The sequence below is a fragment of the Desulfonatronum zhilinae genome, from assembly GCF_900182865.1.
In the GTDB taxonomy this organism is placed as follows: domain Bacteria; phylum Desulfobacterota; class Desulfovibrionia; order Desulfovibrionales; family Desulfonatronaceae; genus Desulfonatronum; species Desulfonatronum lacustre.
This window is the reverse complement of sequence record NZ_FXUJ01000023.1, coordinates 30148-54731: the sequence shown is the minus strand read 5'-3', so window position 1 is coordinate 54731 and position 24584 is coordinate 30148. Positions and strand designations below refer to the sequence as shown.

The following is a 24584-nucleotide window of genomic DNA, read 5'->3' as shown; positions in this document are numbered from 1 at the left end:
ACGAGATGACATTCATCACTGTGATCTACCTGATCGGAGCACCCATCAGGGAACTACTCGTTCCATAGCATTTCCACGTCCAACGTCGAAGAACCGAAACGCAACGAGTAAACAAGCATATTAGCCCTTATTGCCGTCCTCGGACAACAGCTTTGATCTGCTGTCGCATATCGGGCGTGACTGTGTCGGTGCGGTCCAACTCTGTCCGATCGAAAGAGACCCTCCCCCACAGTCCTTGACATTGACGCCACTCCCATCACCGATGATCAGATAGCCGGGAATGCTCACCCTTTCAACGGACTGCTAAAGATCCGGATACTTCCAGGGAACAGGGATGTCCTTGAAGGAGCACACGGTGATGTCCTTGGCCAGGGAATAGGATTCTCTCCCCGGGTAGATAATCCAGGCATGAGACAAGTTCAGGTCCTTCATAGCGGTGGTCAGGCTTTTGGTCCTTCCAGGAGCATCCGCATACTTGAACTCAATCCCCCAGTTCCGCCCTCCATGCTGCCAGAAGAGATCGAGTTCGGTTCCCCCGTGGGTGCGGTAGAAGAAAAGCTCCTCGTTCCGCTTGTTCAGGGCGAAAGCAATGTTTTCAAGGGCGAATCCTTCCCAGGAAGCGCCTAGCTTTGGGTGCGTGTGCAACTGTTCATGGGAGAAAATCGTCATGAAGCCATGGAACAGTCCCGAATCCCGCAGGTAGATCTTTGGTCGTTTCACAAGGCGTTTGGAAAGGTTCTCGCTCCATGGTGCAAGAAGACGGACCATGAACGTTCCGGCAAGAATCTCCAGATACTTGCGCACGGTCATATCGGAAATGCCGAAGGACCGGGCCAGTTCGGAGTAATTGAGTTCCTGGCCGTGGTAGTGGCTGATCATGGTCCAGAAACGGCGCAATGTCGGTGCGGGGATGGAGATGCCCAGTTGCGGGATGTCGCGCTCCAGAAAGGTGGAGACATAGTGTTCGATCCAGAGGAAGGCCTCATGGTCACCCGGAGCGAGAAAGGCCCGAGGGTATCCTCCTCGCAGCCAAAGGGTTTCCATGTCATCAACATCCTGAAGTTGGAATCCCCCAAGATGATAGTACCCGATCCGGCCCGCAAGGCTTTCACTGCTCTGCTGCATCAGATCACGTGATGCGCTGCCCAGGATCAGGTATCGCTGATCGGTTTGGTAATCGACAAGGACGCGGAGCAGAGGGAATAGATTCGGCCGACGTTGGATTTCGTCGATCACGATCAGCCCCTTCAACCCTTCAAGCGTGAGTTGCGGTGTCTCGAGGCGCGCAAGATGGCGGGGATTCTCGAGATCAAAGAAGTGGTCGGAAGCGAAGGTCCTCGCCAGCGTCGTTTTGCCGCATTGGCGGGCCCCGAGAATGGCGGAGACAGGAAACAACGCCATCATCTGTTCCAGTCGCTGGGAATCAGTGGTTCGCTGGATCATCTAGTATCCTTGAAATTTCATAGTGCAAGTATGATTTTTCAATGAAAAAGTCAAATGGGGAATCCAGGAGCGCCGTATCGCGTCCTGTCAACCATATCGAACCTGTCGCTTAGTTCTTCTGGTTTGTCGAGTGGTTTCGAGTATATTTGGCTCAAATCGGCAAAATCGTTTGACTTCGTGCGTAATCCCTTTGTAAATGAGAAAATTTTTAGCCTGGGAGAGATTCGTCCAGTCTCTCCCGTTTCGCCTCTGGCGAACGTGGCAACAAGCAAAGCGTCCGTGGAGCATGACAGTGTGTTGAAAAGCCAGATTCTGCAGGCTGTTCAAAAAACCCGAAGGAGCAACGACGGGCCATGAACCATGTGATCCATAACAGCATCGTGAATTTTATCTGGGGCATCGCCGACGACGTGTTGCGCGATGTCTATGTGCGCGGAAAGTACCGTGACGTGATCCTGCCGATGACGGTCATCCGCCGTCTCGACGCGCTTTTGGAGCCGAGCAAGGAAAAAGTCCTCGGCATGAAGAAACAGCTCGACGGAGCCGGAATCGCCAACCAACACGCCGCGCTTTGCCAGGCTTCCGGCGAGGCCTTTTACAACGTCTCGCCATTTACGCTGCGCGACCTGAAAAACCGCGCCAGGCAGCAGCAGCTCAAGGCCGACCTGCTGCTCAAGCCGCAAGCCGGAACCGGTGCTGGACCAACTGAGCAACATCATCAAGACGTTCAACGACCAGTTCGGCAATATCGAATGGAAGGACGGCGACAAGATCCGCAAGGTCATCGCCGAGGAGATCCCGGCCAAGGTAGCCGCGGATTCGGCCTACCAGAACGCCATGAAGAACAACGACAAGAAGACCGCCCGGATCGAACACGACGCCGCGCTGCAACGCGTCATGATCGACCTCTTGTCCGACCACACCGAGCTGTTCAAACAGTTCAGCGACAACCCATCGTTCAAGAAATGGCTGGGCGACACTATCTTCGGCGTGACCTATCAACAGCAGGCCGAGCAATCTGTAACGGAGGCGAGTTGCACCCCGGCTCGCTGCGCATCCTGACGCCCGCGCAATGTTTGGAGGAATGGCCATGAGGAGTACATTGACGATCCGTTTGCCCGACGATACGGCGCAACGCCTGAAGGCGCTTGCCAAGAGCCGTGGCTTGAGCACGAACAAGCTGATTGAGGAGTTGAGCGCGCATGCTCTGGCGGCCTAGTATACCGAAAAACTTTTCGGGCCTTGGCGGCGACGGGTGATGTGAACCGGGCGCTGGAGATTCTGGAGCGGCTGGATGCCGAGGATACTCAGGCGGGTGTATAGCGCACCGCCCACGCCGTCCCGCCCGCCGCGACTTGCCTGCCGACAAGCGCACCAACGCGCCTCGTGTTGTCAAAATATTAAATTACAAGACCTGACCCCGATCACGCATTTTGGGTGAATTTATGACTGCCGCATAAAGCTGACCTCAGCGTCAAGAGGCAGATGGCTTGAAATCGTTAATGCCTTTGAAATCATAGAATTTAATGTGGCTGTTCAGCTGAAGAAATGCTAGCAATCATAATAGCGGAAAGGACTGGAATTTGAAGGTCGGTATTTTGTGAAATCCGGATAATAACTCTGTTAAGTGAATTAAAAAAAATGAATACGAAAATTTCAAGATTCATGAATAAGTATTGTAAGGATGTACTTGCCACTATTGTGCTTATTTCACTTATTTATACCTCAATTAAGTTGAAATATTCTCTAGGCTATTTGATAGGATTTCTAATTTTATTTCTATTTCTTGTTCTAGATCATGTAAGAAGAATTATCTTTGAACTCAACGTAAGAAAAGTCTTTGGGATAGAATTCGGAGAATCAGAGAAAAAAGAAATAAAAAATCATTTTAGAAGTGAATTACACAAAAAAGGGATAGAAATTGATTCAAATATCATCGATGAAATTACTGATTCAGCACTAAATAGTGTATCAGGAGTCGAATTTAAAGGTCGATACTATGAAGAATTAGTTTCCTATGCATTAAGTGACTTAGGCCTTCCATTCCTCACGGATATGAGAGGAGGAGTAAATAATGAAATTTATCAACTTGATTTTGTGGTTGAATTAGAACATGAAAAAGTAGTAGGGATTGAAGTGGCGTATTCAGACAGAAAATATTTATCTAAAGAGAAAATTCATCAAGTTATTCAATATATGGATGTCTTTAAAAAAGTAGACAACATATCCCATTTTTTACTTATTACTAATACAGAGGTTCGTCAGCAAGATAAAGAATCGTTAAAGTCAAAAAATCCACAAATTGATGTTATAGAAAACACAATATCACCAGATGGAGTTTTAAGCCAATTACAATATTATTTTAAAAATATAGATAAAAACAAAAAAGGATCTTTAGAAAAATAAACAAGGCTCTATTGTCATCTAATGTTGAAGAATTCCTTTTCCGGCACATCCCTGTAACCAAGAAGCTGAACTTTGAACAAAGCGGCGGCTGTCCATGGTCCTGAACCAGCCCAGGTAGCTTCGGAGATATTTCGTTGCCACGCCGCGAAAACGACCGATCCAGCCCTTGAGTCTTTGATGGTAGGCGTTGACGTTTTGCAGATGAAACACAGGTTCTCTTTCATGCCATGCCGACCAGGAGCAATCATTTTGCATGAGATGCCGTTTTGTTGGGCAAATCCCCAAAGCGCTTTGCCACCGTCAATGCAACGCATCGTGTTTTTGCCGAGCGCTTTCCGGTCGCACGTCCCCAGAGCTTGACGTTTCCGGATTGGCAATGGACGCAGAGCCGGTGCTCCATGGCCTGCGATTCAATGATCCAACGACCTTTTCAAAATCAGCGCAACCTTGGAGCGCTTCATGAAGAGCATTGCGCTGGGCTTCATCCAAATCGTTGATCCAGGCCAGGATGAGTTGAAAGTCTTTGTCCGTCATAACCCATCATTAATCATTTGCAAAAAATAGTCAGAATTCTGGTATAAAAGGCGATCCAATTCCCAAGGTTCCATGTTTGCCTCTTTTGCAACATCAATAAAAAATAATTCTAGATTGTTGTGATTATAAACTCCGATTGCTTTAGCAATTTTTTTTAATCTTTCATCAATTGCAATAGATTTTCTAAAATCTTGATCATAAATATCCATCCATATATTACGACCATACTTAGATCCTATTCCTTTAAACTGAGTTACAAAATTGAACTTTTCATCCATTCCTTTGAGTCTCAACATGCTTTTCGTTACATTTTCTACGCCGCCCATATTTTCAATTATTGTAAAATTTTCTGCAAGCTGCGTTGCTTTTTTGGTTTGCATACGAACCTTTGCCTTACGAAGTGCTTCAAGAATTCGTTTTTCGCGATCAACAGGGGATAATTTAGAAAGTTCTGAATATGATACTGAATTTAGATTGTCTTGGTCACGCATTAAAAGCAGCCATCCCCTCGAATTACCTTGTGTTGATGCACTTTGGAGTAACAAGTACCAAAGCAGGTCACTACGTTTCCTAAGCATCTCTCCATAAGTTTTACTTTTTTCAATTTCTTGTATCATGTAATCTGGAAGCGATTTGAGTGCTGAGACTAGCCTAGACCTTTTAACTGTTACGGTATCCTCGTCCCGCGAAATTTTGCCTAGATCAGTAATCTCCTGGTCTATTGTGTATCCGTTGTTGCCCTCATCATGCCAATTTTCAAATAAGTATTCGTGGGTAGGCCCGCATTTCACTGCTACATGCCTAACTGTTCGCCCTTTGTTGTCAGCCAGATTTCCAAAACGCCCAAAATCGAAGTCAAGTGGTAAATGGCCATGCTCTGCTGCCTCGTGCGCTACGGTTCGCCCTTCATTATTAGCTAGTATCCCATAACGTTCCCAGTCGAAGTTTTCCGGCAGTCCTTGGGCAAAATATCCAAAATCTTGTCTTCCCGCCGCTATGTGCGCTACGGTATTGCCATGAACATCTACTAGTTCCCAATTGTTGAAGCTGTCTGGCAGATTGCCCTCTATCGCCGCCATATGCGCCACTGTCCAGCCCTCGTTATCCGCCAGTTCCCACCTATCAAATCCATCGGGTAGATTTCCTCCGAATGTACCTCGAGCAGCTTGGTGCGCTACGGTCCGACCACGTTCGTCAGCCCACTCCCAATTGCTGAAACTAATGGGTAGATTACCCCGGGAAGCCGCCTCGTGCGCTACAGTCTCGCCTTGTTTATCCGCTAGCTCCCACTTGTCGAAGTCGCCCGGAAGTTTTCCCCAGAAAGCTGCCTCGTGCGCAACAGTCCGTCCATTTTTATCCGCCAATTCCCATCTGTCGAAGTCGGCTGGTAAACCGCCATGCTCTGCTGCTACATGAGCAACAGTCTTGCCATCTTCATCCGCCAACTCCCACCTGTCGAAGTCGGCTGGTAGTCCGCCATACTCTGCTGCTACATGAGCAACAGTCTTGCCATCCTTGGCAGCCCTGTCCCAGCTGTCAAATCGATCCGGGAGTTGACCATTGCGTGCGCCATCAAAAAGATCGTCAATTTCATCTAACTTAGTAATAGGAATCGAGGGGTTAATTATTTCGATGGGCAGATGATTCCTTATTATTTGGCGGTTTGGTCTCGGCAACAGCTGAGGGAGGCGCTTAGCAGTAGCTAACTGTTTTCCCCTAAAAAGAAGTAAAAAAACAGCAGCAACTATGATAATAAGGCAAATTACAATTAATTGGCTAGCCACGGTCAATCTCCATAAAGATATTGATTCAGGATAAGAAATCTTGACGACGACAGAGTTCAGTGCCTCAAAGACGGCAATGCCTTAGCCACAGTTAACAGTTAATGGAATTCGAATTTACAATTTTTATGAATATATTCATTGCACCATATAAATAAACAAATCCATTCCTTTCAATTAGGTTATTGATGAACCATAATAATAGAATGGATGATTTAGATTAACTTTTCCACAATCTACAAGTTGCCAGGATTCTTAGAACAAAAAATTAAATTTACAATCCAGATTGTTTTTCAAAATTTCTAATGGTAAAAAGATTTAAGAAGCGTACTGAACCATAGAATTCCATACTGTCTAATAATATTATCAATAGTAATATTGTTGTCAATATTTCCAATATTATATGCAAACGGTTCATAGGTTGCAGGTTTTTATGACGCTGCTGCACATCCACTCACAAAAAATAATAAATACAAAGATATTTTAAACTTCATAGAGCATCTCTCCCGCAAATTTAATGGTTCCTAGAGATTGAAATATTTTATGATATCAAGCTGTTCACTGATTGTTAGTTAGCAGACGATATGGCGAAGTAAACGGGAGAAGTAGCAGTACAGCGATCGCAGAGTCCCCTCGGGCGGGAGGCGTAGTCGATAAACGCCCCGAGTAGGTAGAGCGGCACCCAGACGAACTGGACAATACTCATAGTAACCTCTTCGAACTGGAAGAAACAGATCAATTATGTCAAAGAATGTCTAAATCCGACTAATATAGTTCCATTTGATAAATTAGCGTACCATTCTTGACAAATCTTTGAAAAATAATCAAGTCAACCTGAGACGTTGCTTTTTCGCGGGAAGCCACGTGTTTCATGGCTTCCCGGGCATCATTAAATTTCGCTTCTAGCGAAGGACAACAGGTAAGCCGGTCGATGAGATGCGCGTTCCGTTTGACGAATGATAAGCTTGGCAAATGAAACCGTTTTCTGATCCGTCATCTGATCACGAACCCACAATTTAAAATTCAATACGGAGCAGAAGGGAACAGGATAAATATGCTTGACAATACCACGGGGGCTTCCTTCCTATAAGTACCTGTTCTTATACATTTAAACATGCTAAATATGCTTGACAGGCGCGGATATTCACGTTTACGTTCACTTTCTGAAGGACTTACATTAATATTTTAAATGGTAAAACAAACTATGTTTAATAAAAACTGTTCAAAGTGCAATACTGAGTTAGGTTTTTTCACATGGAAAATTAAATTTAAAAATGGATATTTATGTATAAATTGTGATCAAGAGAAAAAATTAAGTGATGAAAAAATTTCTAATGACGCAATTATCGATTGCGTTAATTTATATGTTTCAAAACAAAGCGATGATTCATATATTGAAAAAATTCTATGGATAAATAATGAACTATCATCTGCTGATAGAATTCTATTTGAAAATAAATCCATAGATAAATTTATTGATGCCGTACAAAAATTTATTGGAATTCACGATGAAGCGGCAAGAAATTCTATAGATACAACAGAAATAGACAACATACTTATAGTTAAAAATTTTCATACTGGGATTTTAAATTTCAGCTATGATCTTCAGAAAATTTACAAAATAATAGAAAGAAAAGGTGTAAATATATCATACTATAAATTGATAGAAAAATTTTCCAGTATTGCAAAACAAAAAAAAGAAAAAATGGCCAAAGAATTATTAGATCCAATCTATAAACATATCACAGATAAATACAAAATTCCTGTGAAAGATCATAATATAATTGAAGAACTAATCATCGAATGCAGAAAAATATACCCTAATTTTGTTGTTAGTTCTGAACTTGCATCATTTTTGTTAAAAATGTTTAACAAAAATTATGATGCAAATCATATTGACTCTTTGATAAAAGATGCTCAAGAAAACATAGAATTAATGCAGTTCGAAGCTGGCTTAAAACATCATAACAATGAAGAAATAATCAATTTTTCTGATATTAATATTCTCGATGGCATCCAGTTTGAAGATTTTTTAAATAAGTTTTTTACTCATAACGGATACACAGTTTTAAAAACAGCACGAACGGGAGATCAAGGAGCTGACCTAGTAATATCTATAAACGGCACAAAAACAGTTGTTCAGGCAAAAAAATACTCCGACAAGGTAGGAAATAAAGCTGTACAAGAGGCAATTGCAGCTAAAGGATTCTACAAAGCTGAAAAAGCAATGGTAATAACTAACAGTAGTTTTACAAAAAGTGCCATTGATTTAGCACTATCTTGCGATGTAGAATTATGGGATGGTGAAAAACTTAAAAAAAATATAGACACTTCACAAAAAAGTAAAACAATTATTAATAGCTATGTTGATAACAATCTATTATCATTACACAATGATTTTGAAGAATATTATGACTCATTAGATGAAGACAACAAAATAGCAGTTGCTGTTGTCTGCTCCTCTGTTAGCACTATCAACAAAGAACAAGTTACCGTATACGATAACTACCTAACATCTTTAATAGAAGCGATTGAATTTTCTATAAATGACATTTCAAGTGATAGTGACATAAATTTATTGAATAACGTAAAAAATTTTCTATTTGCAGTAGAAAATTTCCAAAAATGTTACAAAAATAAAGGAATATTCATAAATTCAAATGAAATATTAATTATGTTTTGCAAAATTCATGAAAAATTCTGCGATCAAAAATGAAATATATAATGTTTTCAAAGGAGCAAAGAGGGACAGGCCGGATGCAATCAGGTCCGCGTTGATAAACACCGGGCAGGCTGCTTCATTGGGAAGAAATTCGCGGGCAAAGGTTGTCTTTCCCGCTCCATTGGACCTGCGATAATGATGATTTTTTTCTCTGGCCCGTTCGGTCTCTCTGCTTTTGTCATATTCCTCGAGTTTGTCGCATGTGAGGATCAAAAGTTTCCTGGCCGGAGGGTCGAGCCAAACTTACTCTTCCACAAAGGCCATTTTACAAGGGTGGGGCATAGAGCCGTATCACCCACCTGAAGCGACAAATGGATGTCTGGTCGGTAACCAACTCGACCCAAAGAAGCGAGTCAAAAACGTCGGCAGGTGAGCAAATCAAGGACCCGGTTTACTCAAACCGGGATGATCGGGAAAACTCCGTCTTTCCCCTTGACTTTCTTACCATGGGTGTCCCCTATTGCCTCTCCTGCCGGTGTCAAAGGAACTTCAGACCTGACCAATCCCGATTGCCTTCTCACGATGGCGGCTCCTCCCGGACAATCATCTGTTTTTCCACCTTGCCGTCACGGTAGACAACCAAAGGGGTTTGTGTCCGCAGCGCCAGTTCACGAGCTTTTTTCGCAGCCCGTTTCAGTGCTGCAGCCGTATGCAGCATATCCTGGTCCCGAGGGGCTTGTTGATCCGTCATATTTTTTCCTCCAACAAGACCGGCACATCTCTGGAATTATCAAAAACCTGCCAGAAGTCTACTCGGTCACGGTATAAAACGCGAAAATTCCGCCAGCCTGCTTCATAACGGCGACGGATTACAGCTTCCGGAATATCGTGGCCACCCTGTTTCACTCGCACGGCCACACGTTCGATGGCCAAGTCGACGCTGGCCAGACGGAGAAAAATCAGTTTGATTCGATATCCAGCCGCCTGCCAAACGGGAAACCGCACGGCGTAGCCTCGACCGGCCAACGTGGTTTCAAAGGCAAAACTTTCGTTAAGCCGGACATGTCGGTAGATTTCTTTGAGCATCAGACGGCCAGCCTGTAGCGCGGCTTTCTCAGGAGCAAAGGGGGACAGGCCGGATGCAATCAGGTCCGCGTTGATGAACACCGGGCAGGCTGCTTCATTGGGAAGAAATTCGCGGGCAAAGGTTGTCTTTCCCGCTCCATTGGGGCCTGCGATAATGATGATTTTTTTCTCTGACCCGTTCGGTCTCTCTGCTTTTGTCATATTCCTCGAGTTTGTCGCATGTGAGGATCAATCCCTTTTCGGCTTGATGTACTCTGAGTCATATCCATGTCAACTTGATTCGAACTCGATTATGGGAAAGGCTCTACAGCAAGGTCACACTCCCCTTCGTTGCCCATTCATAGCCACCAATGACGATATCGACAATCAGACGACAATCTTGCGACAATCAGACGACAAATTGGGCCTGGCCTGCGCACTGCTGGGTTTGAGCGGGGCGCACTGCTGGGTTTGAGCGGGGATGCGCTGTGGGCGGACCGTTCACTGTTCGGGAGGATTCTGGAAACGTTCGTCTATCAGGAGTTGCGACGTTTGAAGTACATATCAAGAGCTTCGTCGTCGGCATCGTCCCATATGATTGCCTGTTCGGCCCTGCTCTTGCGTGGCATGGTGGATGGGTGTACTTCTCCCCACTGGTCGGCGGTTCACCCAGGCGTCGCCGCCCCTTTTGGGGAGCTAAACCCGCCATCCATCCTTCCAAAAACTCGACACCTATGCAGCGCGCCGAGTCGGAAGTCGGCGACCACCGGCACTCAAGACGTTGAGCAAGGCGCGTCAGCGAGGATGTCATGTCAAAAAATCCATTGCCTTTCGGGGTGAACGACATTGGTGCGTTCGCCCGCTCTGTGCGCAAGTCCCTGGACGGTTTGGAACGTTCTCCGAGCCACGTGGAGATGCTGAACCTGCTCGCCAGGGCTGGGGGCTTTCGCAACTTCCAGCACTTCAAGGCCCGGCACGAGGCCGGCACGAGCCTGCAAACCTTTCCTCCTGTCCAGGCCGAGGTCGACTACCGGCTCGTCAAGCAACTGGTGCGCCTGTTCGACGACAACGGGCGCCTCGTCCGCTGGCCCAAGAAGTTCACCCTTCGCATGTTCTGCCTGTGGGCGCTCTGGTCGCGCTTTCCGGCCAGGACCTCCATGACCGAGCGGGAGATCAGCGACTGGCTGCAGGAGCGCCACTGCTTCGGCGACCACGCCCTGCTCAGGCGCGAACTCGTGGATCGGAGGTTGGTGACCCGCACCCCGGACGGCCGGGTGTATACGCGGATCGAGCAAAGACCTCCTGCCGAAGCCGCGGCCCTGTTTGAACAGCTCCGCAAATAGCCAACCCGCGCGGAACGCGTCGAAACAACAGCAGGAGGCCGCACAACCGGCCTCCTGCTTGATCAATGATACCCTCTCCTGTTGCGGGGCGTGTTTTCCTACCTGTAATTATTGGGGGGGGCATCGGCACCAGGGATCCCCTCAAGTCAAAAAATCATCGCTCCAAGGCTCCGTTCTTAACACAGGAGTCGCCTTTCTGGATTTTGCCTCACGCTTCCTGCCGGAGGAGCCAAGTCCTCCAGTTTCAGGCGTCCACGTGCCAATATCCTTCGCTGCGGGTCGCAGGCGGTGCACGTCGGGACGGGCCTGCTCCGGATTCCAACGTATCTCCACTTCATTTCCAGGGCCATTTTGTTCTCGGCAAAACTCTATAATTTCAGATTGATAGATTGCAGTATGTTCAAAGGGAACCTCCAGAGTGGGCCAGCAATCATCGAAATCGAAATCGCTATCGAAATCGGAAAGTTACCAGAAATCGATTTCGATCACGATTTCGATTTCGATACCGATTCAGAGCGCCCGTAGTGCGAGAACAAATTTGCCCTGACTTCATTTCTTATCAGCATTGACAATATTTTATATTTATATCAAAAAACGAATAAATTTTATTTATAACTTGAAACACTATTCAACAGCCATGCAAACACGAATCAAGGTCACCTCGCCAGAGTCTCTTGGAGCATCGCTCAGAGCCCTGCGCAAGGACAAGGGGCTGAACCAGACTGAAGCCGGGAAACCGGCGGGCGTGAACCAAGTCACCGTGTCGAGCATCGAACGGGGAATTCCGACCAGTGTGGATACCCTTTTCCGGCTTCTTGCAGCCCTCGATCTGGAGCTGGTGATCCAGCCGAGAGCAAAGCCGGATGAGGATGCATGGTGATGGGGCGCCGCAAGCTTTCAAGGGAACTCTCCGTCTGGATGAATGGTCTCCGGGTGGGGACGCTCAGGCGTCATTCGAGCGGCAAGCTCGAATTTGCCTATCATGAACACTGGATGCGCGGAAATTCAGCGCGGCCTCTGTCGCTTTCAATGCCGTTACGAGCAGAGCCGTATTCCGGGGAAGTGGTGGAAAATTATTATGACAATCTCCTCCCGGATAACCAGGCCGTCAGGCGTCATCTCCAACGGAAATTCCAGACTCCCTCGGACAACAGCTTTGATCTGCTGTCGCATATCGGGCGTGATTGCATCGGTGCGGTTCAACTCTGTCCGATCGAAAGAGACCCTCCCCCAGTCCATGACATTGATGCCACTCCTGTCACCGATGTTCAGATAGCCGGGATACTCAGCAACAGCCGGATCATGCCGCTCGGCATTTCCGGCGATGATGATTTTCGGATCTCACTGGCTGGAGCGCAGGATAAAACCGCGTTGCTCCATTACGATGAAAGATGGCATCGTCCCCATGGCTCAACTCCGACCACCCATATCCTGAAGCTGCCGATCGGCCGCCTCGAACATCAAAACATCGACTTGTCCGACAGTGTGGAAAACGAATGGCTTTGCCATCAAATCGTCAAGGAATTCGGGCTCCCGGTTGCCGAAGCAAGCATGCGGCAGTTTGCGGGCGTAAACGCTCTTGTCATCAAACGGTTCGACAGGAGGGCGTCAGAAGATCAGTCCTGGATTGTCCGGTTGCCTCAGGAGGACATGTGTCAGGCGCTGGGCGTCGCTCCAGCTCTCAAATACGAAAGCGACGGCGGGCCGGGTATTGAAAACATCATGAAGCTGCTCCTCGGATCATCCAGAAGTTTTGAGGACAGAAAAACATTCCTCACGGCAAATTTCCTTTTCTGGTTGTTGGCGGCGATCGATGGGCATGCCAAAAATTTCAGCATTTATATTCAGGCGGGAGGGATTTACCACCTCACTCCGCTCTACGACATCCTTTCCGCGTATCCCTGTCTTGCGAAACGGAATCTGGAGGAACGCAAAATAAAAATGGCCATGGCTGTGCGCGGAGCAAATCGCCAGTATCATTGGTTCAAAATTCTGAACAGGCATTGGATCAGTACAGCTAAAACCTGCCACTTTCCCCCGGATGAGATGGAAGCAATCATCTCGGAAATACTCCAACGACTGGATGGCGTGATTGCAAGTGTTGCTCGGCAAGTACCAACCGACTTCCCGAGCAGTGTGGCGGAACCAATATTCAACGGACTGCTGCACGCCCGGGACAGGTTGATTCGAAGCAGGAATTGAAGATTGACCCGCTCTGAGGCATTCAGATCGTCAACAATCACAAAAATTTCGGTAACTCAGCACACGTTGTGTGCTCTTCCTCCGGAGGAGCTTGCTGAGGTGAAGCAAGTGGAATAATGGCTGAGCCATTCACGAACCGGCCAAGGGGAATCTTGGCTCATCGGCTTTTAAGGAGGGCTTGGTTCGTATGATGCCAGCCATACTCGCTGTAGTTTCCGGCTTGGCGCTTCTGCTTTGGAGCGCCAACCGTTTTGTGGAGGGCTCGGCCTCCACCGCCCGCCATTTCGGCATGCCGCCGCTGTTGATCGGCATGGTGATCGTCGGTTTCGGCACCTCCGCGCCGGAGATGGTGGTTTCGGCACTGGCTGCCTCGCAGGGCAACCCGGGGATTGCGCTTGGCAATGCCTACGGCTCGAACATCACCAATATCGCTCTGATTCTGGGGCTCACGGCTCTCATCAGCCCCATTGCCGTCCATTCGCAGGTCTTGCGCAAGGAACTGCCCATTCTGACCATCGTGACCGCCCTGGCCGCATGGCAGATTTGGGATGGGGAGATCACCCGGTTCGATGCGGTTGTGCTGCTTGCGGTATTCGGCGGGCTGATGACCTGGACGATTTGGCAGGGGCTGCGAAAGAACGAGGATTCGCTGGGAAGTGAGATGGAGCAGAAGCTTGAAGTCAGCGCCATGCCCATCCGCCGGGCCGTCTTCCGGCTTGTTGTCGGGCTGGTGCTGCTGATTGTCAGTTCCCGCATCCTGGTCTGGGGCGCGGTGGAGATCGCTCATGGATTCGGAGTCAGCGACCTGATCATCGGCCTGACCATCGTCGCGGTGGGCACCTCGCTGCCGGAACTGGCTTCGTCACTCATTGCAGCCGGGAAGGGCGAACACGATATCGCTCTCGGCAATATCCTGGGGTCCAATCTGTTCAACACCCTGGCCGTGGTGGGGATCGCCGGCGCGATTCACCCGCTGGCGGTGGGGCCGGAAGTCTTCAATCGGGACATGCTGGTCATGGCCGCGCTGACCCTGTCGCTGTTCGTCATCGGCTACGGGTTCCGGCGCGGGCAGGGTCGTATAAACCGCGTCGAAGGCGCGGTGCTGCTGGCCTGTTACGTGGGCTATACGGCTTACCTGGTGAGTACGATTTTCAGCCAGCAGGCATAATGCGGTTCGATTCTTGTTTTGGGGACCGAACCGGCGTCCGAAATCCGGATACGAAGTTGTCGCGGTTGAGATCCAAATACCCGATTTCGCGAGTTTTGCTTGATCGAGACTGGGTAAGAAAAATGTAACTATTCAGCATAGAGTAATGCCGTTGTCGGGGTCGGAGTCGGGGTCGGGATCGGTATCGGGATCGAAAACGCTGGGAAGCGTTCAAAATTTTTTCTGTTCCGATTCCGATTCCGATAGCGACCCCGACTCCGATTGCCGGAGCAAGGGCGGATACAAAATGTGCTGAGTAGATACCAGGAATTGAAGATTGACCCGAGTGATGGACCACGCGAAGACGCATGCTCACGCGCCAGAAATATCCACGCCCCAGCGGGCCAGGGCCATGCAGATCAGCAGCGCGCCTTCGGTTCTGGAGATGCCCCAGTTGCTGCGGATGAAGAGCAGGACCAGGAGCATCATGGCGTTGAGCAGGAGCATGGAGAGCAGGGCGTTTTCCGGGGCATGGAGGGGGCGCAGGAGCATGGTCAGGCCCAGGACACCGGCGAAGTTGAATATGTCGCTGCCCAGCAGGTTGCCCAGGATCATGTCGTTGCGGCCCTTGAGCGAGGCGGCCAGACAAGTGGCCAGCTCCGGCAGGGAGGTTCCGGCGGCGACGATGGTCACGCCGATGGTCCATTGACTCACTCCCAGGACCAGGGCCAGTTCCGTGGCCGCCTGGACCATGATCCTGCCGCCCAGGGCCACGCCGATGAAGCCCGTCAGAAGCAGCAGGTAGGTTCGCCAGGCGACCTTCTTTTCTTGGCCGTTCTCTCCACTCGTTCCTTCCCCAGCCTGGGTTCCGGAATCCATCGCGATCCGGGCAATCTCCTTCGGTGCGCGGACGAAGAGCAGCGTTGTGTAGCCGACAAGGCCGCCCAGCAGGATCATGCCCGACCACCTGCCCAGAAAATCCAGGTAAATCATGGTCATGATCGCAATGGTCAGGCCCAGCAACAGGCCTCCGTCCCGGTAGAGCAGGGTAGGGTGGGTTGGAATGGGGCGGATCATGGCCACCAGGCCGAGGATCAGGCCCAGGTTGAAAATGTTGGACCCCAGGACGTTGGAAAGGGCAATGGCGGGCAAGCCCTGATACGCGGCGGTTATGGTGACCAGGAATTCCGGAGCCGAGGTCCCGGCGGCGACGATGGTCAGGCCGATGACCAGCTCGGAAATGCCCCAGCGCCGGGCAATGGCCGCGGCGCTGTCCACGATCAGCTCCGCCCCTTTCCAGAGCAGCGCGGCGCTGATCACGATCAGGCCGATGTTGACGAGGGTGTCCATGGTGGTCGCCTCAGCAATCCGTTGAAAAACGCCCAATTGCCGCGTCGCTGCAAAAAGTTCAAACTCTCACGTATCAATAAATACGCTTCGATCTTAAACTTTTTTTGCTCCTTGCACTTGGGGGTTTTTGAACGGATTGCCGACAAATGTTTTTCACAGTCAGGATGGGGAATTGGCGTCGATCCAGTCCTGCTTTTCTCGTTTGGTCCGGTCCCAGGTGAACTCCGCCCAGCCGGTTTCGGACGGGGATTCGGCGGGGCATTCCAGGGTGGAGGATTGGCCGGAACTGGTGACGCGAATGAGGGGAGTTTGTCCAGGGGGGCGTTTTTTCGCGGTGAAGCCGGCCACGAAGGTCGCGGCCCGGCGGATATCCTCCTCGGTCCAGATTATGCCCGGCTTGCGACGGCCCAGGGCCAGGGGGCCTTGGACGTCCGCGGTCTTGAACAGCAGATCCTCGGCCTGGGCCATGCGCGCCAGGGCATCGTTATTCGACTTGTTGCGGCCGACCATCATCCAAAGTCCGTCGTTCCAGTATTGCCGGGACATGTTGGCCAGGGCGAAGTCGTGCGGGGACGGCTCGGGAATGCGGGTCAGGACCGGCCAGAATCGTTTGGCGGATTCCTGTTCCGCCAGCAGGCAGCCGCCGGCCGGAGTGGGGATTTCGGCCAGTCCGTAAGATTCGGCCAGACGGAGCTGGTCCTTGCGTCCGCGGCCGGAAATGGAATGCAGCCGGGTTCGGTCCACCAGGCCTTCCTCCTCCATGGGCGTGGAGGCCATATGCCCGGCGCACAGCGGACGCAGCAACAGGTCGCGGACCTCGGCCTGCTTGCTGATCAGGTTCAAGGTGTCCCGGCGCTGGGACATGGGCCGCTGGCCCAGGACTTCGCCGCTGATCAGAAACCGGGCGCTGTACTGGTCCAGCAACGACCTGGCATGGGAGAGCATGGTGATCTTGCAGTCCACGCAGGGGTTGAGCACCTTGCCGTAGCCGAAGCGCGGGCCTTGGCGCAAAATGTCGATAAACGTTTGGTGCACGTCCACGGGGTGGATTTCCAGCCCATAAATGCGTTGCCAATGTTCGATTTTATCCGGATGGCCGAAAAACGGGGAACAGAAATGCAGGCCAAGGACCCGCAGTCCCTGGTCGAGCACGGTCTTCATGGCCAGGATGCTGTCCAGGCCTCCGGAGTAGAGGGCCAGGGCGTGGTAGGATTGGGTCATGCGTGTTGGGAAGAATGGGGCGAACGTTGAGTGGAAGGGGATCTGCCGTGTTGAAGCATGAGCCTACCCCTTTTCCCTCCCGGGCGCAAAATTGGGGAGGCGCACCCGGAAGGGAAACAAAGGGCTAAAGCCCCTTGCGTTCAAACCAGCGAAAAAGCAGGATCGCGCCGACGATGAATACCGGAATGATCAGCCAGTGATTGACGCCGAGCATTTCCGGCAGGGTCAGACGTCCGTAGTCGCCCCAGTTATAGACCGTGGAGCGCAGCCAGGGATAGGCTTCGGCAAAGAGTCCCCCGCCCACGATCATCCCCAGAATACCCCACAGCGCGTCCCAGCGCCCCTCGCCCAGGGCTCCCATGGAGGTGCCCGGGCAGTAACCCAGCAGACCCCAGCCCAGTCCGAAAAGCAGGCCGCCGATGATGATCGGTCCGAGTATCAGGGGTTTGACCGAGAGCTTGGCCACTCCCAGATCCTGAAGCAGGTACACCCCGACCATGCCCACGATCACGCTGGAAAGCATGAACTTGACGATGGTCATGTCCATCAATCGCAGCGCGCCGAGCTGCTTGTCATAGCGCAGCACGCGGCCCTTCTGGAGCAGGAAGCCGAACAGGAAACCGGTGATCAGTCCGTAGATCAGGATGTTCATGACTTGCCACCTCCATAGACGATGCGGGCCATGATCATCCCGCCGATAAAAAAGCAGACCAAAGCCACAAAACCGCTGACAGCCAGTTGAAGCGAACCGCTCAACCCATGACCGCTGGGTCAGCCGTCAGCCAATCTGGCCCCGAACATGGCCACCACGCCGCCGGAAAAGGCGACCACGGCCCGCTTGACCGGGGTGTGGCCGAAGCGTTCCCGCCACATGTCCGGAACGGACTGCCAGCGGAACGATCCTGAAGTCCAGGCCGAGACCAGGGAGCCGAGGACGATCCCGATCACGAACATCCACTGCCAGTCGATGCGCGGGACCACCCGGATGAAGTACTCCAGCTGGCCGACCCGCTCCGGACTGAACCATTGCTCGATCATCCCCGCCGTGCGCACGAAGGACGTGGACGCACCGAAAAACTGCCCGGCCAGCCAGACCGACATCACCCCGACCAGGCCGCTGAGCCCTCCGGCCAAATACGGGCTCCATCCGCCGTCACCTTTGTTCATGACGCTGCCTCCTTGATGTTTGCCAAGCACGCTGTTTGGCGTTTCGCGAAAGCCGAATGCTTTTGGGTTTGTTCTTATCACATTCCGGAATCAGGTCCAGTCCGATCACGGTCCGGCCTCTTGTGAGCTGATGGACAAGCGAGGTTTTCGGATTCTTTCGGGGTTGACATTCATACGCTGGCATGTAGATTGGTCTGGCCATTTGGTGGCGCCTTTTGGAGATTTATTCTTGATTTTGTTCAGTTTTGCCTTTTCGACACCGACAAATCTTGTCAGGAGGACAGCTTAATGGACCGTCCATTTAGTGCCGGTAAAGCCGAAGGGCTGGAGGAAGTCTGCTCGGCTCCCATCAAGGCTGGACGTGCCGGCGAGGACATCGCTTTGCAGATTCAAGCCGCGGTGCTTGGCGGCAAGGTCAAGCCCGGTGAGCGGCTGCCCAGCGAGCGGGAGCTGCAAGTCCTGTTCAAGACCGGGCGCGGCGTAATTCGCGAAGCGTTGCAGGTGCTCAAGCACAAGGGATTGATCGATATCCGCAAAGGGGCCAAGGGCGGGGCGTACGTCAAAAACATCGAGGTGGTCAGCATCAGCGAATCCTTCGCCTTGTTCCTGAAGCAGAACCAGACCGATCCCATGCATCTGATCGAATTTCGGGAAAGCATGGACTCCGTGATCACGGACCTGGCCATTGCCCGCGGCAGCGTGGAGCAGAAGCAACGGCTCCAGGACAAGGCCGATGCCCTTGCGGGCGTGGCGGACGAGGCGAACATGGAGCTGCTTGCCGAACTGGACCGGGAACTGAACCTGTTATTTGCCAAAATGGCCGATAATCCGATTTTTGAATGGATCATGCAGGCCGTTCAGATCGGTTTCAGTTCCATGGACAACGCCCTGTACGAGGACGCGGAATACCGGCAGTGCATCGTGGACAATTGGCGGCACACCGCCCTGGAGATCGCCCGTCACGACCCCATTAAAGCCAAGTCCTACATCAGCTTTCACTATATGATTTTGCGCAGGAAGGTGGAGGCGTTTCAGAAAACGCTTCGAACCAATGAACTCTGAGAACTCTGAATTCAAACCCCAAGGAGAAACAAGATATGTCCAACACAACATACGACGTGATTATCATCGGCGCGGGAACCGCGGGAAGCATCCTGGCCAATCGGCTGAGCGCGGATCCTGATCGACGGGTGCTGGTCCTGGAGGCCGGCCGCTGGGACCACAAGATGGATTTCCGGATCCACATGCCCTCGGCCCTGTCCTTCAATCTGACCAACACCTTCTACAACTGGGCTTACGAGTCCGAGCCGGAACAGCACATGCACAACCGCCGGATCGCCCAGCCCCGGGGCAAGGTTCTGGGCGGTTCCAGCTCCATCAACGGGATGATCCACATTCGCGGCAACGCCATGGACTACGAGAAATGGGGCGCGATCAAGGGCCTGGAGAACTGGGACTACGCCCACTGCCTGCCGTATTTTCAAAAGATGGAATACCGGCTGAAGGGCGCGGACGCTTATCAGGGCAGGACCGGCGGGCAGTACCTGACCACCCCGAAATGCGAGAACCCGCTGTTCGACGCTTTTTTCGCCGCGGTCCAGCAGGCCGGGTATCCCATCACCTCGGACGTGAACGGTTTTCAGCAGGAAGGCTTCGGCAAGTTCGAAAGCACCACCTATCGCGGCAATCGCTGGAGCACGGCTCGCGGATATCTGCACCCGGCTTTGCACCGCTCCAATCTGAAACTGATCTGCAAGGCCCTGACCACCCGGATTCTTTTCGACGGGCGCACCGCCGTGGGCGTGGAATACCGCAAGGGCGACAAGCTGCACAAAGTTTACGCCGGGGAGGTCATCTGCTGCGGCGGGGCGATCAACTCGCCGCAACTGCTTCAGCTTTCCGGGGTCGGCAATTCGGAGCACCTTTTATCCAAGGGCGTTTCCGTGGTCGCGGACCTGCCGGGCGTGGGCGAGAATCTGCAGGACCACCTGGAGGTCTACATCCAGTGCGCGTCCAAGCGGCCGGTGAGCCTCTATCCGGCACTCAAGCCCTGGAACATGCCCAAGATCGGTCTGGAATGGCTGTTTCGGCGCACGGGCATCGGGGCCAGCAACCATTTTGAGGCCGGGGGCTTTGTCCGGAGCAACGACGAGGTCGCGTACCCGAATTTGCAGTTCCATTTTCTGCCCATCGCCATCCGCTACGATGGCACCGCGCCCAGCGAGGGCCACGGGTACCAGCTCCATGTCGGCCCGATGTACAGCGACGCCAAGGGCTCTGTCCGGCTGCTGTCCAATGACCCCAGCACCGCGCCGCGAATCCGGTTCAACTATCTGTCCACGGAAAAGGACCGCAAGGAGTGGGTCGAGGCCATTGCATGCGCCCGCCGGATCTTCAATCAGCCGGCTTTCGCCGAGTTCAAGGCCAAGGAGCTTTCCCCCGGGGAGCACGTCTCCACGGAAGAAGAGGTCCTGGACTTCGTGGCCCGGGAAGGGGAGAGCGCGTATCACCCCAGCTGCACCTGCAAGATGGGCTACGACGACATGGCCGTGGTGGACAAGGATTTGAAGGTCCACGGCCTGAAGAATCTGCGCGTGGTGGACGCCTCGGTGATGCCGGAAATCACCAACGGCAACATCTGCGCCCCGGTGCTGATGATCGCGGAAAAGGCCGCGGACGCGATCCTGGGCAACACGCCCCTGCCGCCGTCCAGCGTGGACTTTTATCGGCATGTGCCGACAGTCAAGCAATAATACCAATTCTACTTCGGCAATGCTTTCTTCGCTTGGAAATGCAGTTATCGGGGTCGGCGTCGGTATCGGGATCGGGATCGATACAGTTTGTTCGCCAATAATCCTAATGTGACCCCGATGCCGATATCGATACCGATACCGAAAGAGAAGCTTTGAATTAGAAATGGTATAACAGGATATTCAAACCATCCAACCAAGGAGAGGAACGATGGACAAGACAATGCGCAACATGATGGCGGCCATGGTTATGGCCGTGGTGATCAGTCTGGCCGGCAACGCCCTGGCTTCCAAGGAAGTCCGGTTCGTGTACGTGCCCTGGACCTGCGTCACGGTGAAGACCGAGGTGGCGCAGTACTTTCTGAATGAGCTGGGCTACGATGCGACCAGCATGCTGCTTTCCGTGCCCATCGCCTATCAGGCCATTGCCTCGGACCAGGCGGACGTCTTTCTGGGCAACTGGATGCCCACCATGCAGAGCATCGCCGAGCCCCATTTTGAGAGCGGCAAGGTGGAGTCGTTTTCCGTGATCATGGAGAACGCCAAATACACTCTGGCCGTGCCCACCTATGCCTACGAGGGCGGCTTGCGCGACTTTTCGGACATCGCCAGGTTCGGGGAAAAGCTGGAGTACAAGATCTACGGCATCGAGGAAGGCAACGACGGCAACGAAGTCATCGAGCTGATGATCAATGAAAACATGTTCAACCTGGGGAATTTCGAACTGATTCCCTCCAGCGAGACGGCCATGTTGACCCAGGTCCAGAATTTTGCCCGCAACCAGCAGTGGATTGTTTTTCTGGGCTGGTCTCCGCACTGGATGAACAAGATCATCGACATGTCCTACCTCACGGGCAGCGATGAAACCACCTTCGGCGAAAACGACGGCACGGCCACGGTGTACATCAACATCCGCACCGGATTCGACCAGGAGCAGCCCAACGTAGCCACATTCTTGAACAACTACCTGGTGCCCATCGCGATGGTCAACGAGGCCATGAACATGCTTCATGAAGACAACGCAATGGAACCCCTGGAAGCCGGCCTGGCCTGGCTGCGCGCCAACCCGGAAGTCTATCGCGGCTGGATGGACGGCGTGACCACGGCCGACGGCCAGCCGGCCCTGCCGGTGATTGAAGCGGCGATGGCGAAGTAGGCCTCCATGCACCAGACCCGTCCCCCCCTATTCATCCGCACCCATTTCGATGCCTGCACGGGCTGCCAGCTCTGTCAGGCGGCCTGCTCCCTGCACGTGTTCGGTGGGTACAACCCGCGCAGATCCATGCTGACCATTCGGAGAAAGTGGGAGAATATGGCCCATATTCCGGTGGTCTGCGAGCAGTGCGCAAATCCGATGTGTCTGCGGGCCTGTCCGGTGAAGGCTATTTCCCGGGACGAGCAGACCGGAGTCGTGGCCATTGACCGGGAGACGTGCATTTCCTGCGGGTTGTGCGGTCGGTACTGCCCCTTGGGCATGATCCATCTGGATGCGGAAAGCGGCAAGGCCTTCAAGTGCGACCTGTGTGACGGCACTCCCAATTGCGTGAAGGCCTGCCCCACGGGGGCTCTGGAATTGTTTGCATCGTCGGAAATGCCGACAAGCGATGGGGAGGGCCGATCATGAGCAGTGCGGCCTGGGGCGTGATGCTCCATGCGGATCTGACCACGGGCACGTTTCAGGATGTGCTTCTTCCGGACTGGCTCCAGGAGGAATACCTGGGCGGCAAGGGGTATGCGGCCAAGCTGCTTCTGGATTTGGTTCCGGAACGGGCTGATCCCCTGGGGCCGGACAATGTCCTGCTCTTCCTGCCCGGTCCGCTCACCGGAACCCCGGCCCCGGCCATGCGGGCCTGCGTGGCGACCAAGTCTCCGCTGACCAATCTGTTCCTGGACTCCTATTTCGGCGGAATGTTCGGCCCGGAAATCAAGTACGCCGGATACGACGGGCTGGTGATTACCGGCCGTGCCTCGGAACCGGTGATTCTGGTCCTGGACCGGGACGGTCCCAGGTTGCGGTCGGCAGGAGAGCTTTGGGGCCTGGACACCATGGACGCCACTCAGCGGGTCAAGGAAACCCTGGGCGACGAGGGATTCAAAATCGCGACCATCGGGCCGGCCGGGGAACAGCGCGTTCCCTATGCCCTGATCTGCTGCGAATTCAACCGTCAGGCCGGGCGGGGCGGGGCGGGCGCGGTGATGGGGTCCAAGAATCTGAAGGCCCTGGCCCTGAAGGGGGACCGCCTGGTCCGGGTTCATGACCAGGCCGGATTCGATCGCGCCCTGGACCGGGCCAACCAGGAGATCCAAGACAGCGCGGAATGCCGGGCCTTGATGGCTTCCGGCACCGCGGCCTCGGTGGAATTCGCCAACGAGGCCGGGTTGATCCCGGCCAACAACTTCAGCGACGGGACGTCGCCCCTGGCCAAAAAACTGGGGGAGGGCGGCCAGTCCCGGGCCTTGTGGCTGAGCCGGGCGGCCTGTTTCGGTTGCCCCATCGCCTGCACCCAGATGGGCGCGGTCCGGACCGGAGCTCATGCCCAGATGGTCACGGACATCGTGGAGTACGAGTCCGCGGCCATGCTCGGCACCAACCTGGGCATCGGGGACCCGCGGGCCGTGGCCCATCTGACCAAGCTTTGCGATCTGCTGGGTCTGGATTCCATCTCCACCGGTGCGTGTGTGAGTTTTGCCATGGAGGCCACGGCCAAGGGGCTTCTGGCCGGACTGGAAACTCCCGAAGAAAACGCGGACCTGGAGTTCGGCGGCGTCGCGGCGGCAGAACGGTTGATCCGAACGATCGCCGGTCGACAGGGCGAACTGGGGCGTCTTTTGGCTCAGGGCGTCAAGGTCGCTGCTGAGGTCCTGGGGCCGGAGGCGGAAAGTCTGGCCCAGCACGTCAAGGGCCTGGAAATGCCCGCCTGGGGGCCACGCGGTGCGCCGGGCATGGGGCTGGCCTACATGACCGCGGACCGGGGAGCCTGCCACCAGCGCGGCTTTCCCGTGGGCTACGAGGCCACGGGCATGGAGTGGCGGGGCAAGCCGGTCCGGGCGTTGGACCTGGAGGGCAAGGCCGAGCTGGTGGCGGCCTTGCAGGACTACCTGGCGGGCACGGATTGTCTGGTGAAATGCGACTTCGGAGCCATGGGCGTGACGCCGGAAACCTATGCCGAACTGCTGAACGCGGCCACGGGCCGCGAGGTGGAGTCGGGCTTTTTCGACGAATTGGGCCGCCGGATCTGGAATACCACCCGGCTGTTCAACCTGCGTGAAGGAATGGACGTGTCCCAGGAGCGCCTGCCCCGACGTTTCGTGGAGGAATCTCTGCCCAGCGGCCCCCACAAAGGACACCGGATTACCAAACAGGATATGCAAACCCTGCTGACGGACTACTACCGGATCAGGGGCTGGGACGAGCGGGGCCGACCTTTGGCGGAAAGCCTCGTCCGAACCGGTGTGGAGACGGATCGCCGGGTGGTGGTGACGGCGTCCGCAGTAAAGAAACCGTAACAAAAG

Annotated in this window: 21 protein-coding genes and 2 pseudogenes; 14 read left to right on the top strand and 9 right to left on the bottom strand. The window is 53.0% G+C overall.

Features of this window, described 5'->3' with window-relative positions; all coding sequences use genetic code 11:
* Positions 1–303: 303 nt before the first annotated feature.
* Positions 304–1443 (bottom strand): ATP-binding protein, encoded by a 1140-nt coding sequence (locus AC559A_RS15750; protein WP_028571927.1) that lies wholly within the window; start codon positions 1441–1443, stop codon positions 304–306.
* Positions 1444–1796: 353 nt separating this feature from the next.
* Between AC559A_RS15750 and AC559A_RS15745 the strand changes: the two are divergent.
* From AC559A_RS15745 to AC559A_RS15730, 4 genes and pseudogenes are all read left to right on the top strand, one after another.
* A pseudogene (locus AC559A_RS15745) lies at positions 1797–2048 on the top strand (type I restriction-modification system subunit M N-terminal domain-containing protein); the annotation flags it as partial.
* Between the two features lie 88 nt (positions 2049–2136).
* Entirely contained in the window at positions 2137–2505 is a 369-nt protein-coding gene (locus tag AC559A_RS15740; RefSeq protein WP_498818646.1) for a hypothetical protein, read from the top strand.
* Between the two features lie 28 nt (positions 2506–2533).
* A complete protein-coding gene (locus AC559A_RS15735; RefSeq protein ID WP_498818643.1) occupies positions 2534–2662 on the top strand; it encodes a ribbon-helix-helix protein, CopG family in 129 nt (42 codons plus the stop codon).
* A 446-nt stretch (positions 2663–3108) separates the two neighbouring features.
* The gene (locus AC559A_RS15730) at positions 3109–3849 is read left to right on the top strand and encodes a hypothetical protein (protein WP_498818642.1); all 741 of its coding nucleotides are present in this window, start codon (positions 3109–3111) and stop codon (positions 3847–3849) included.
* 18 nt (positions 3850–3867) lie between these two features.
* Here AC559A_RS15730 and AC559A_RS15725 read toward each other — a convergent pair.
* A pseudogene (locus tag AC559A_RS15725) lies at positions 3868–4059 on the bottom strand (IS1595 family transposase); the annotation flags it as partial.
* A 320-nt stretch (positions 4060–4379) separates the two neighbouring features.
* A complete protein-coding gene (locus AC559A_RS15720) occupies positions 4380–6167 on the bottom strand; it encodes a hypothetical protein (RefSeq protein ID WP_498818641.1) in 1788 nt (595 codons plus the stop codon).
* A 1201-nt stretch (positions 6168–7368) separates the two neighbouring features.
* On the opposite strand from AC559A_RS15720, the gene AC559A_RS15715 reads away from it, so the two are divergent.
* Positions 7369–8880 carry a restriction endonuclease gene (locus AC559A_RS15715; RefSeq protein ID WP_498818640.1) on the top strand — a complete coding sequence of 504 codons (1512 nt, stop codon included), beginning with the start codon at positions 7369–7371 and terminating at the stop codon, positions 8878–8880.
* A 523-nt stretch (positions 8881–9403) separates the two neighbouring features.
* Here AC559A_RS15715 and AC559A_RS15710 read toward each other — a convergent pair.
* Both AC559A_RS15710 and AC559A_RS15705 read right to left on the bottom strand, forming a co-directional pair.
* Positions 9404–9577: a hypothetical protein gene (locus tag AC559A_RS15710; RefSeq protein WP_498818639.1), complete on the bottom strand. Its 174-nt coding sequence runs from the start codon at positions 9575–9577 to the stop codon at positions 9404–9406.
* On the bottom strand, positions 9574–10113 hold the full coding sequence (locus tag AC559A_RS15705; protein ID WP_498818638.1) for an ATPase: 540 nt from the start codon (positions 10111–10113) through the stop codon (positions 9574–9576). Before AC559A_RS15705 ends, AC559A_RS15710 begins: the two co-directional genes overlap by 4 nt.
* 587 nt (positions 10114–10700) lie before the next feature.
* On the opposite strand from AC559A_RS15705, the gene AC559A_RS15700 reads away from it, so the two are divergent.
* The 4 genes from AC559A_RS15700 (at position 10701) to AC559A_RS15685 (ending at position 14604) form a co-directional block, all read left to right on the top strand.
* On the top strand, positions 10701–11234 hold the full coding sequence (locus tag AC559A_RS15700; RefSeq protein WP_028571924.1) for a DUF2087 domain-containing protein: 534 nt from the start codon (positions 10701–10703) through the stop codon (positions 11232–11234).
* A 637-nt stretch (positions 11235–11871) separates the two neighbouring features.
* Positions 11872–12114 carry a helix-turn-helix domain-containing protein gene (locus tag AC559A_RS15695; protein WP_498818636.1) on the top strand — a complete coding sequence of 81 codons (243 nt, stop codon included), beginning with the start codon at positions 11872–11874 and terminating at the stop codon, positions 12112–12114.
* Positions 12108–13436 carry a type II toxin-antitoxin system HipA family toxin gene (locus tag AC559A_RS15690; RefSeq protein ID WP_498818635.1) on the top strand — a complete coding sequence of 443 codons (1329 nt, stop codon included), beginning with the start codon at positions 12108–12110 and terminating at the stop codon, positions 13434–13436. The genes AC559A_RS15695 and AC559A_RS15690 overlap by 7 nt, the downstream gene beginning before the upstream one ends.
* Before the next feature lie 187 nt (positions 13437–13623).
* Complete coding sequence (locus AC559A_RS15685; protein ID WP_498818634.1) at positions 13624–14604, top strand: calcium/sodium antiporter; 981 nt, start codon at positions 13624–13626, stop codon at positions 14602–14604.
* A gap of 351 nt (positions 14605–14955) precedes the next feature.
* Here AC559A_RS15685 and AC559A_RS15680 read toward each other — a convergent pair whose 3' ends face one another.
* The 4 genes from AC559A_RS15680 to AC559A_RS15665 form a co-directional block, all read right to left on the bottom strand.
* Positions 14956–15933: a calcium/sodium antiporter gene (locus AC559A_RS15680; protein ID WP_498818633.1), complete on the bottom strand. Its 978-nt coding sequence runs from the start codon at positions 15931–15933 to the stop codon at positions 14956–14958.
* Positions 15934–16092: 159 nt separating this feature from the next.
* A complete protein-coding gene (locus AC559A_RS15675; protein ID WP_498818632.1) occupies positions 16093–17154 on the bottom strand; it encodes an adenine nucleotide alpha hydrolase family protein in 1062 nt (353 codons plus the stop codon).
* A gap of 124 nt (positions 17155–17278) precedes the next feature.
* Positions 17279–17806, bottom strand: coding sequence for a YeeE/YedE thiosulfate transporter family protein (locus AC559A_RS15670; RefSeq protein ID WP_498818631.1), 528 nt, complete (start codon positions 17804–17806; stop codon positions 17279–17281).
* Positions 17803–18321, bottom strand: a complete 519-nt coding sequence (locus AC559A_RS15665; RefSeq protein WP_156932900.1) for a YeeE/YedE thiosulfate transporter family protein — start codon at positions 18319–18321, stop codon at positions 17803–17805. The genes AC559A_RS15670 and AC559A_RS15665 overlap by 4 nt, the downstream gene beginning before the upstream one ends.
* Positions 18322–18609: 288 nt before the next feature.
* Between AC559A_RS15665 and AC559A_RS15660 the strand changes: the two genes are divergently transcribed.
* The 5 genes from AC559A_RS15660 (at position 18610) to AC559A_RS15640 (ending at position 24578) form a co-directional block, all read left to right on the top strand.
* On the top strand, positions 18610–19383 hold the full coding sequence (locus AC559A_RS15660; protein WP_051434471.1) for a FadR/GntR family transcriptional regulator: 774 nt from the start codon (positions 18610–18612) through the stop codon (positions 19381–19383).
* 35 nt (positions 19384–19418) lie between these two features.
* Positions 19419–21074 (top strand): choline dehydrogenase, encoded by a 1656-nt coding sequence (betA, locus tag AC559A_RS15655; protein WP_028571915.1) that lies wholly within the window; start codon positions 19419–19421, stop codon positions 21072–21074.
* Between the two features lie 208 nt (positions 21075–21282).
* Positions 21283–22227: an ABC transporter substrate-binding protein gene (locus AC559A_RS15650; protein WP_498818629.1), complete on the top strand. Its 945-nt coding sequence runs from the start codon at positions 21283–21285 to the stop codon at positions 22225–22227.
* Positions 22228–22233: 6 nt separating this feature from the next.
* Positions 22234–22695, top strand: coding sequence for a 4Fe-4S dicluster domain-containing protein (locus tag AC559A_RS15645; RefSeq protein ID WP_498818627.1), 462 nt, complete (start codon positions 22234–22236; stop codon positions 22693–22695).
* Positions 22692–24578 carry an aldehyde ferredoxin oxidoreductase family protein gene (locus AC559A_RS15640; protein WP_498818625.1) on the top strand — a complete coding sequence of 629 codons (1887 nt, stop codon included), beginning with the start codon at positions 22692–22694 and terminating at the stop codon, positions 24576–24578. Before AC559A_RS15645 ends, AC559A_RS15640 begins: the two co-directional genes overlap by 4 nt.
* The last annotated feature ends 6 nt before the right edge of the window (positions 24579–24584 follow it).

Coding starts and splice junctions, on each gene's coding strand:
- AC559A_RS15750 (WP_028571927.1), bottom strand. CDS start 1,443: ATGATCCAGCGAACCACTGATTCCCAGCGACTGGAACAGATGATGGCG.
- AC559A_RS15735 (WP_498818643.1), top strand. CDS start 2,534: ATGAGGAGTACATTGACGATCCGTTTGCCCGACGATACGGCGCAACGC.
- AC559A_RS15730 (WP_498818642.1), top strand. CDS start 3,109: ATGAATAAGTATTGTAAGGATGTACTTGCCACTATTGTGCTTATTTCA.
- AC559A_RS15715 (WP_498818640.1), top strand. CDS start 7,369: ATGTTTAATAAAAACTGTTCAAAGTGCAATACTGAGTTAGGTTTTTTC.
- AC559A_RS15710 (WP_498818639.1), bottom strand. CDS start 9,577: ATGACGGATCAACAAGCCCCTCGGGACCAGGATATGCTGCATACGGCT.
- AC559A_RS15705 (WP_498818638.1), bottom strand. CDS start 10,113: ATGACAAAAGCAGAGAGACCGAACGGGTCAGAGAAAAAAATCATCATT.
- AC559A_RS15700 (WP_028571924.1), top strand. CDS start 10,701: ATGTCAAAAAATCCATTGCCTTTCGGGGTGAACGACATTGGTGCGTTC.
- AC559A_RS15695 (WP_498818636.1), top strand. CDS start 11,872: ATGCAAACACGAATCAAGGTCACCTCGCCAGAGTCTCTTGGAGCATCG.
- AC559A_RS15690 (WP_498818635.1), top strand. CDS start 12,108: ATGGTGATGGGGCGCCGCAAGCTTTCAAGGGAACTCTCCGTCTGGATG.
- AC559A_RS15685 (WP_498818634.1), top strand. CDS start 13,624: ATGATGCCAGCCATACTCGCTGTAGTTTCCGGCTTGGCGCTTCTGCTT.
- AC559A_RS15680 (WP_498818633.1), bottom strand. CDS start 15,933: ATGGACACCCTCGTCAACATCGGCCTGATCGTGATCAGCGCCGCGCTG.
- AC559A_RS15675 (WP_498818632.1), bottom strand. CDS start 17,154: ATGACCCAATCCTACCACGCCCTGGCCCTCTACTCCGGAGGCCTGGAC.
- AC559A_RS15670 (WP_498818631.1), bottom strand. CDS start 17,806: ATGAACATCCTGATCTACGGACTGATCACCGGTTTCCTGTTCGGCTTC.
- AC559A_RS15660 (WP_051434471.1), top strand. CDS start 18,610: ATGGACCGTCCATTTAGTGCCGGTAAAGCCGAAGGGCTGGAGGAAGTC.
- betA (WP_028571915.1), top strand. CDS start 19,419: ATGTCCAACACAACATACGACGTGATTATCATCGGCGCGGGAACCGCG.
- AC559A_RS15650 (WP_498818629.1), top strand. CDS start 21,283: ATGGACAAGACAATGCGCAACATGATGGCGGCCATGGTTATGGCCGTG.
- AC559A_RS15645 (WP_498818627.1), top strand. CDS start 22,234: ATGCACCAGACCCGTCCCCCCCTATTCATCCGCACCCATTTCGATGCC.
- AC559A_RS15640 (WP_498818625.1), top strand. CDS start 22,692: ATGAGCAGTGCGGCCTGGGGCGTGATGCTCCATGCGGATCTGACCACG.